Source organism: Leucobacter soli (genome assembly GCF_042659205.1).
In the GTDB taxonomy this organism is placed as follows: domain Bacteria; phylum Actinomycetota; class Actinomycetes; order Actinomycetales; family Microbacteriaceae; genus Leucobacter; species Leucobacter soli.
Genome location: NZ_JBHSRW010000098.1, coordinates 1 through 8717, shown reverse-complemented (window position 1 = coordinate 8717; position 8717 = coordinate 1). Strand labels below are relative to the sequence as shown.

Annotated in this window: 7 protein-coding genes and 1 pseudogene; 4 read left to right on the top strand and 4 right to left on the bottom strand. The window is 68.5% G+C overall.

Going from position 1 to position 8717, the window contains the following annotated elements; all coding sequences use genetic code 11:
• Together ACFPZL_RS07640 and lpdA are read right to left on the bottom strand one after the other, a co-directional pair.
• Positions 1 to 319: biotin/lipoyl-containing protein (locus tag ACFPZL_RS07640; RefSeq protein WP_382335015.1), on the bottom strand; the 319-nt coding region annotated here is incomplete at its 3' end.
• 37 nt (positions 320 to 356) lie between these two features.
• Positions 357 to 1730, bottom strand: a complete 1374-nt coding sequence (gene lpdA / locus ACFPZL_RS07635) for a dihydrolipoyl dehydrogenase (protein ID WP_218114999.1) — start codon at positions 1728 to 1730, stop codon at positions 357 to 359.
• Positions 1731 to 1946: 216 nt separating this feature from the next.
• Here lpdA and ACFPZL_RS07630 point away from each other — a divergent pair, with 216 nt between their 5' ends.
• Entirely contained in the window at positions 1947 to 2912 is a 966-nt protein-coding gene (locus tag ACFPZL_RS07630; RefSeq protein WP_236022014.1) for a proteasome assembly chaperone family protein, read from the top strand.
• Between the two features lie 323 nt (positions 2913 to 3235).
• Complete coding sequence (locus ACFPZL_RS07625; protein WP_218115001.1) at positions 3236 to 4582, top strand: RNA polymerase sigma factor; 1347 nt, start codon at positions 3236 to 3238, stop codon at positions 4580 to 4582.
• A gap of 59 nt (positions 4583 to 4641) precedes the next feature.
• Here the strand turns inward: ACFPZL_RS07625 and ACFPZL_RS07620 are convergent, their stop codons facing one another.
• Positions 4642 to 4857, bottom strand: a complete 216-nt coding sequence (locus ACFPZL_RS07620) for a DUF7455 domain-containing protein (protein WP_218115002.1) — start codon at positions 4855 to 4857, stop codon at positions 4642 to 4644.
• A 214-nt stretch (positions 4858 to 5071) separates the two neighbouring features.
• Between ACFPZL_RS07620 and ACFPZL_RS07615 the strand changes: the two genes are divergently transcribed.
• Positions 5072 to 7165: a DNA gyrase/topoisomerase IV subunit B gene (locus tag ACFPZL_RS07615; RefSeq protein WP_218115003.1), complete on the top strand. Its 2094-nt coding sequence runs from the start codon at positions 5072 to 5074 to the stop codon at positions 7163 to 7165.
• Positions 7166 to 7252: 87 nt separating this feature from the next.
• Entirely contained in the window at positions 7253 to 8350 is a 1098-nt protein-coding gene (locus ACFPZL_RS07610; protein ID WP_218115004.1) for an acyltransferase family protein, read from the top strand.
• Between the two features lie 7 nt (positions 8351 to 8357).
• Here the strand turns inward: ACFPZL_RS07610 and ACFPZL_RS07605 are convergent.
• Positions 8358 to 8717: pseudogene (locus tag ACFPZL_RS07605) on the bottom strand (DNA topoisomerase IV); the annotation flags it as partial.

The following is an 8717-nucleotide window of genomic DNA, read 5'->3' as shown; positions in this document are numbered from 1 at the left end:
GCGCGGGTTCTGCCGCAGGGGCCGGTTCTGCAGCGGGCGCGGGCTCTGCGGCGGGAGCCGGTGCAGCGGAGGCGGAACCGCTGCCGTCACCGATGCGGGCGAGCAGCGCGCCGACTTCGGCCGTCTCATCCTCCTGCACCAGGATCTCCTCGAGCACGCCGGCCACCGGCGAGGGGATCTCCGTGTCGACCTTGTCGGTGGAGACCTCGAGCAGCGGCTCGTCGACCTCGACGGTGTCGCCGACGTTCTTGAGCCAGCGGGTCACCGTTCCCTCGGTCACGCTCTCGCCGAGTGCGGGGAGCACTACCGATTCACTCATCGTGTTTCTCCGATCGTTTTCGTCTGAATGCCGCGCGTCAGATGGCGTGCAGGGGCTTGCCGGCGAGCTTGAGCATGGTCTCGCCGATGGTCTCGTTCTGGGTCGGGTGGCCGTGCACGAACGGGGCCACGTCCTCCGGGTAGGCCTCCCAGTTCACGATCAGCTGCGCCTCGCCCACCAGCTCGCCCACGCGGGCTCCGATCATGTGCACACCGACGACGGGGCCGTCGTTGACGCGGATCGCCTTGACCGAGCCGGCGGTGCCGAGGATCGAGCTCTTCGCGTTGCCCGCCAGGTTGTACTCGTAGGAGGTGATGTTCTCGGCGCCGTACTTCTCGGCCGCCTTCGCCTCGGTGAGGCCGACGGACGCGACCTCCGGATCGCAGTAGGTGACCTTCGGGATGTTGACGTCCTCGACCACCACCGGGTTCAGCCCGGCCAGCTCCTCGGCGAGGAAGATGCCCTGCTGGTAGCCGCGGTGAGCGAGCTGCGGGCCGGGCACGATGTCGCCGACCGCGTAGACGCCCGGGACATTGGTGGCGAGTCGCTCGTCGGTGAGCACGAAGCCGCGATCCATCTCGATCCCGACCTCTTCGAAACCGAGACCCTGGGTCGCGGGGCCGCGACCCACCGCGACGAGCAGGTGGTCCGCGTCGAGCACGGTGCCGTCGGCGAGCGTGACCTGGACGCCGTTCGCATCCTGCGTCACCGACTGGAAGAAGACGCCGAGCTTGAAGTCGATCTTGCGCTTGCGGAACGCCCGCTCGAGCTGCTTGGAGATCGACTCCTCCTCGTTCGGCACGAGGTGGGGAAGGCCCTCGACGATCGTGACCTCCGCTCCGAAGGAGCGCCAGACGCTCGCGAACTCGACACCGATCACGCCGCCGCCGAGGATCACGACCTTGCTCGGCACCTCGGTGAGCTCGAGCGCCTGCTCGCTGGTGATGACGCGACCGCCGATCTCGAGGCCCGGGAGGGAGCGCGAGTAGGAGCCGGTCGCGAGCACGACATGGGTGCCGCTGATGCGGTCGGATCCGACCTGCACCGTATTCGCCGAGACGAGGCGACCCTCGCCCTCGACGATGGTGATGTCGTTCGCCTTGAGCAGCCCCTGCAGCCCCTTGAACTTGCCCGAGACCAGCTTCTCGCGGAAGTCGTTCACTCCGGCGATGTCGATGCCGGCCACGCTCGACTGGATGCCGTATGCCGCGCCCTCGCGCGCCACGTCGGCGATCTCGGCGGAGTGGAGCAGAGCCTTCGTGGGCACGCAGCCGCGGTGCAGACAGGTGCCGCCCAGCTTGTCCTTCTCGATCAGGGCGACGGTGAATCCGAGCTGTTTCGCTCGGAGCGCAGTGGCGTACCCCGCGCTTCCGCCCCCTAGGACGACGATGTCAAACTGCTGATCGGCCAAGTGGACTCTCCTCGTGACTCTGCGCTCGGTGTTGCGCGTGCGAACGGTGCCCGAACGGTCTGCCCGGCACACCGAGTTCAAGCCTACTACCAGAGACGGGGGCGGCCGGGCATGCTCGTGCGGCCCGTCGCGGTGCACCGCGCACAGTGGCCGGTTTCGCTCTCGGCGTGACCCGGAGGGCCGGAATCGGGGAGCGCGCTTCGTAGGATGGATGGTGTGACTGAATCCATCATCGCGAGTGTCGACCCCGGTCTCCGGGCGGGTGTGCCGAAGGGCCTTCCGATGCTCGTCGTGCTCGGCGGGATGACCGACGCCGGAGGCGTCGTCTCGCAGCTCGGCGACTATCTCTGGGAGCGCTGCGACCCGCAGGAGATCCTGCGTTTCAGCACCGATCTGCTCTTCGACTACCGCGCCCGCCGACCCACCATCACCTTCGACGAGGATCGCTTCGTCGAGTACGAGCCCGAGACGCTGGCGCTCTATCTCGCCCGCGACGAGCTCGGTTCGCCGTTCCTGATCCTGCAGGGCTTCGAACCGGACTTCCGCTGGGAGCAGTTCATCGACCAGGTGCTGCTGCTGCTCGACGAGCTCGAGGTGTCGATCACGGTCTGGAGCCACGCGATCCCGATGCCGGTCCCGCACACGCGACCGATCCGCGCCACCGTGAGCGGGACGCGCGAGGACCTGATCGGGACGCGTTCGGTCTGGAAGCCGACGAGCAAGCTGCCGGCATCGGTGACGCACGTGCTCGAGTACCGGCTGCAGACGCTCGGGGAGGACGTGGTCGGCTTCGCCCTGCTGATCCCGCACTATCTTGCGAACACGGAGTTCCCCGACGCGCTCCTCACGTCGCTCGACAGCTTCATGGCGGCGACCGGGCTGCTCTTCGCGACGGACGAGGTGCGGGCCTCTGGGCGCGACTACCTCGAGCAGGTCGAGCGGCAGATCTCCGAGAACGAGGAATCCGTCGAGATGCTCCGAGGGCTCGAGGAGCGCTACGACGCGTACATGGAGGATCAGATGCCCTCGTCGCCGCTCGTCGGTGAGGACGGCTCGCTGCCGACAGCGGATCAGCTCGCGAGCGAGCTGGAGCGGTTCCTCGCGCAGCAGCGCGACAACGGCCTCGGCGGCCAGAACGGCACGGCGGGCCCGGGAGGCCCGGGTGTGCCGCCGTCGGCGTGACCGGGCTCCGGCGACCGATGCCGGAGATGCTGCGAGTCGGCGCTGCGGGTCACAGCTGGGGGATCGGTGACCACGTCGCAGTGCGCCTCCGAGTGACGGGCGGGCCGCACCCGAGTGGCGATCATCCTTGCTTCCGCGTGCTAGAATTAAGGCGATAACCCGTTCGAGTACCCGACGTTCCCTTACTCAGGGAATACCAGGGGCTTGACACGGGTTTTACCGGTATGCGCGACTTTTCGCACGCGGTTCGTGCCCGTCGCGAGCGAGCTCGAGGGTCGCGCAGACCATGCTGTATCGGACTCGAATTGAAGAGAGGCGGCCGCGTGGCGACTGCAACCAAGTCAAGAGCTGCTGCGAGCAAGAAGGACCGAGCCGGGGAAGCCGGCGCGGAGAGCGAGGCCGCGGCGAAGACGACCGCGAGCGCAGAGACGGCGGGCGCCGCCGAGAAGCCTGCCGCGAAAAAGGCTGCGGCGAAGAAGCCCGCTGCGACGAAGGCGGCCGCGACGAAGGCGGCCGCGAAGAAGCCGGCTGCCAAGAAGGCGACGTCGAAGCGCGCCGCGAAGTCCGTAAACCCCGTCGACGAGGTCGCCGCGGAGGTCGAGGCGGAAGAGGCCGAGCAGGAGGCGGACAACGGCGAATCGACCGCCGACGCTTCCACCACCGGATCCTCCGCCGCCAACGAGCCGCTGCCGACGGGAGCGATCGTGCTCAAAGCCGGCGACGAGGAGGACGTGCCGACGACCACGACGGCGATTCCCGGTGCCACGGCCGATCCGGTCAAGGACTACCTCAAGCAGATCGGCAAGGTCGCGCTGCTCAACGCCGCTGAGGAGGTCGAGCTCGCCATGCGGATCGAGGCGGGCCTCTTCGCGGAGGAGAAGCTCGCGACCGAGAAGAACCTCCCCAAGAAGCTCCAGCGTGAACTGAAGTGGGTGGCGCGCGACGGTCAGCGGGCCAAGAGCCACCTGCTCGGCGCGAACCTGCGCCTCGTGGTCTCGCTCGCGAAGCGCTACACCGGACGCGGCATGCAGTTCCTGGATCTCATCCAGGAGGGCAACCTCGGCCTCATCCGCGCGGTCGAGAAGTTCGACTACACCAAGGGCTTCAAGTTCTCCACCTACGCGACCTGGTGGATCCGTCAGGCGATCACCCGCGCCATGGCGGACCAGGCTCGTACCATCCGCATCCCGGTGCACATGGTCGAGGTCATCAACAAGCTCGCCCGAGTGCAGCGCCAGATGCTGCAGGATCTGGGCCGCGAGCCGACTCCCGAGGAGCTGAGCCACGAGCTCGACATGACCCCGGAGAAGGTCGTCGAGGTGCAGAAGTACGGCCGCGAGCCGATTTCGCTGCACACGCCCCTGGGTGAGGACGGCGACAGCGAGTTCGGCGACCTGATCGAGGACACCGAGGCCGTCGTGCCGGCCGACGCGGTGGGCTTCACCATGCTGCAGCAGCAGCTCGAACAGCTGCTCGACTCGCTCAGCGAGCGCGAGGCCGGAGTGATCCGGATGCGCTTCGGGCTCGGCGACGGCATGCCGAAGACGCTGGACCAGATCGGCGACACCTTCGGCGTCACCCGTGAGCGGATCCGCCAGATCGAGTCGAAGACGATGGCGAAGCTGCGCCATCCCTCGCGGTCGCAGCAGCTGCGCGACTACCTCGAGTGATCGGTTGAACGAGAAGAGCCCCGGCCGCGGCCGGGGCTCTTCTCGTCAGTCCGAACGCGTCACGCGTTCAGGCGGTGGCTCTCGTCGTGCCAGACCTCGGCCATGGGGCGGAGCTTGTCCTCGTGCTTACGGGCGTGATGCCCGCAGAAGAGCAGTTCGCTGCCGCCGAGCACGACTCGTACGTAGGCCTGCGCGCCGCAGCTGTCGCAGCGGTCGAGGGCGCTGAGCGGACGATCGGCCGCAGCCTCGGTGCGGTCCTGTTCCAGCGTCTCCATGATGGCCTCCGATCGATAGTGGTCGTCTGGGGGTACCACTAGTCAAGCACGTTTGCCTCGATCCCGTGCGCGGTTCGGGGCCGTTTCGCTGAGCGCGTAGCCTCGATCGGGGTGCATGCCGGGCCGCTTCGGCACTCGCCGTCGCGCCATGGCACGTGCGCGGCGGGTCTGCCCTAGGGTAGGTGAGTCGGTCGTCGGAGAAAGGGGCCACCCCGTGGCAGAGTCGAGCTATTCAGCCCGTCACCTCACCGTGCTCGAGGGGCTCGAGGCGGTTCGCAAGCGCCCGGGCATGTACATCGGCACGACCGATTCCCGAGGCCTCATGCACTGCCTCTGGGAGATCATCGACAACTCGGTCGATGAGGCGCTCGCCGGGCACGGCAACGATATCGCGATCGAGCTGCACGCGGACGGCAGCGTCACGGTCGCCGATCGCGGGCGCGGCGTCCCCGTCGACATCGAGCCGAAGAGCGGGCTGAGCGGCGTCGAGCTCGTCTTCACGAAGCTGCACGCGGGCGGCAAGTTCGGCGGCGGCGGGTACGCGTCCTCCGGCGGTCTGCACGGTGTCGGCGCCTCGGTCGTCAACGCGCTCTCGTCCCGTCTCGACGTCGAGGTCGATCGGGACGGCAAGACCTGGGCCATGTCGTTCCGCCACGGCGAGCCCGGCGTGTTTGCGGGCGACAGCCCGGACAGCCCCTTCACGCCCTTCGAGGACGCATCGGAGCTCCGCGTCGTCGGCAAGGTGAAGAAGGGCCTCACCGGCACGCGCGTCCGCTACTGGGCCGACCCGCAGATCTTCCTGCCGACCGCACGCTTCGAGCCGGAGTCGCTGGTGGCGCGCGCCCGGCAGACGGCGTTCCTCGTGCCCGGCCTCGCGATCGAGATCGTCGATCAGCGGGCCGAGTCGCTGCAGGAGTCGGGGGAGCCGACCGTGCATCGCTTCCAGTACGAGGGCGGGATCAGCGAGTTCGTCGACTTCCTGGCGGTCGACGCGCCGCTGACCGACACCTGGCGGGTGACGGATACGGGGACCTTCTCGGAGACGGTGCCCGTGATGGACGAGCGCTCCGGCCATCTCGTCTCCCGCGAGGTCGAGCGCCAGTGCGACGTGGACATCGCGCTGCGGTGGGGAACCGGCTACGACACCGAGATCCAGAGCTTCGTCAACATCATCGCCACACCGAAGGGCGGTACCCATCTCAGCGGATTCGAGCAGGGGCTCACCCGGTTCTTCCGCAAGCAGATCGAGCAGAACGCCCGCAAGCTCAAAGCCGGGAGCGACAAGCCGGAGAAGGACGACCTGCTGACCGGCCTCACCGCCGTGGTCACGGTTCGCGTTCCCGAGCCGCAGTTCGAGGGGCAGACCAAGGAGGTGCTCGGCACCGCCGCCGTGCGCCAGATCGTCTCCAAGGCCGTCGCCACGGGGCTCGAGGCGCGCTACGCATCTACGAAGCGGGACGACAAGGCCCAGACCGGTGCGCTGCTCGAGAAGATGGTCGCCGAGATGAAGTCCCGGATCGCGCTCCGCGCGCAGCGGGACACGGCGCGGCGCAAGAGCTCCCTCGAGAGCTCCTCGCTGCCCGCGAAGCTCATCGACTGCCGGTCGCGCAATGTCGCCGACACCGAGCTCTTCATCGTCGAGGGCGACAGCGCGCTCGGTACGGCTCGGCCCGCGCGCGACAGCGAGTACCAGGCGCTGCTGCCGATCCGGGGCAAGATCCTGAACGTGCAGAAGGCCTCCGTCGCCGAGATGCTCGGCAATGCGGAGTGCGGTTCCATCATCAAGGTGATCGGGGCCGGATCCGGCCGCGACTTCGACATCGACTCGGCGCGCTACGGCAAGGTGATCCTGATGAGCGACGCCGACGTCGACGGGGCCCACATCCGCACCCTGCTGCTCACCCTGTTCTTCCGGTACATGCGGCCGATGCTCGAGGCGGGGCGCGTGTACGCCGCGGTGCCGCCGCTGCACCGGGTGATCGTGCAGAACGCCGGGCGCAAGCCCAACGACGTCGTCTACACGTACAGCGAACAGGAGTTGAACCGGCTGCTCGCGGATCTCCGCAAGCGCGGCAAGAAGTACGTCGAGCCCATCCAGCGCTACAAGGGCCTCGGCGAGATGGACGCGGATCAGCTCGCGGAGACCACCATGGATCGCGAGCATCGCACGCTGCGCCGGGTCCGCGTGGAGGACGCGCACGCGGCGGCGCAGATGTTCGAACTGCTCATGGGCAACGAGGTCGCCCCCCGCAAGGAGTTCATCGTCGAGAACGCGAACGACCTGGACCGGGAGCGGATCGACGCGTAGGGCCGGGATCCGCCGTGCAGACCGGAGGCCCGGCACGGGCAGCGCCGGTGGCGGATCCGGCGCCCGGAGTGCCCTAGGCTCGGATCCATGCGCAGCACCGTGATCGATCCGGCCCGCCCCAGGTTCCTGCTCCTGGACTTCCTGCGCATCCTCGGCGCGGTCGCGGTGCTCTTCTACCACTACACGGCGCGTGCGCACTCGCAGTGGGGAGAACTGCCGGGCGACGTCTTCCCCGGCCTCTCGAACGTCGCGGCCTACGGCTTCATCGGCGTGCAGCTCTTCTTCCTGCTCAGCGGCTTCGTCATCTTCTTCTCGACCGAGGGGCGCACGGTGGGCCAGTTCGTCTCGGCCCGCATCTCGCGCCTCTACCCCGCGTACTGGGCCGCGGTGATCCTCACCTCGGTGCTGCTCGTGTTCATCGCGCCGCAGCTCGGGCGGGAGCTCTCGTTCGCGCAGATCCTCACCAACCTGACGATGGCGCAGACGGCGTTCGGCGTGCCCCACGTCGATGGCGTCTACTGGACCCTGCCGATCGAATTGCTCTTCTACACGATGATCGCGCTCCTGATCCGCGTGAACCTGACCGAGAGCAAGGTGTACTGGTTCGTCTTCGCCTGGCCGGTGCTCGGTGCACTGGCCCAGCAGACCGGCAACGAGCTGCTGGTCGCGCTGCTCTCACCGGACTACGCCTCGCTGTTCGCGGCGGGCATGGTGCTCTACCTGATCCATTCGCGCGGGCACAGCCTGCTGCGGTGGATGCTGCTGGCCTTCAACCTGATCGTGTCGATCCAGCAGTTCCTGCAGCTCGCGACGCCGGGCCGGCAGCGCCGGCTGACCGGCCTCGACTACTCGGAGGCCATCGGGGTGCTCGTGCTCGTAGCGGTCTTCGTCGCGGTGACGCTGATCGTGCTGACGCCGCTGAAGCATCGCGGCTGGGCGTGGATGTCGGTCGCCGGAGCGCTCACCTATCCGCTGTACCTGGTCCACGAGTACTGGGGCTGGTGGATCATCGGGATCTCGCACGAGACGCTCGGCAAGTGGGGCGCCCTCGCGGCCGCCTTCGCGGTCAGCGTTGCCCTGGCCGTCGCTCTCGAACGCTGGGTCGAGCGCCCGTTGCGCCCGCGCCTGCGTGCAGGGCTGCAGCGCTCCTTCGACAAGCTGCAGCAGAGCTCATCGGCAGGCTAGCTGCCTATTAGGGCGCGCGGCCGATAAACGCTGCGGCACCGTCGATCGGGGTGCCCGATCCGTCGCGCTTGCCGAGCGCCTCCGGTAGCTTGCGCGCCCCTCCGTCGCCGGCCAGCGCGCGCGGCTCGCCCGTGCCGACCCACGCGCACGAGAGCCGGTCCTCACCCTTCAGGAATCGTTGGGCCCGGACGCCGCCGGTCGCGCGGCCCTTGGCGGGGAATTCCGCCCAGTCCGAGACCTTCGCGGTGGCGACGTCGGTGCCGGGAAGCGTCAGCGAGCTGTCGGCCACCGTCACGACGCGCGCCTCGGCGCCCGCCGCGACGGCGCCGGCGAAGATGACCCGCGCCCCGAAGCTCCGAGCCCTTTT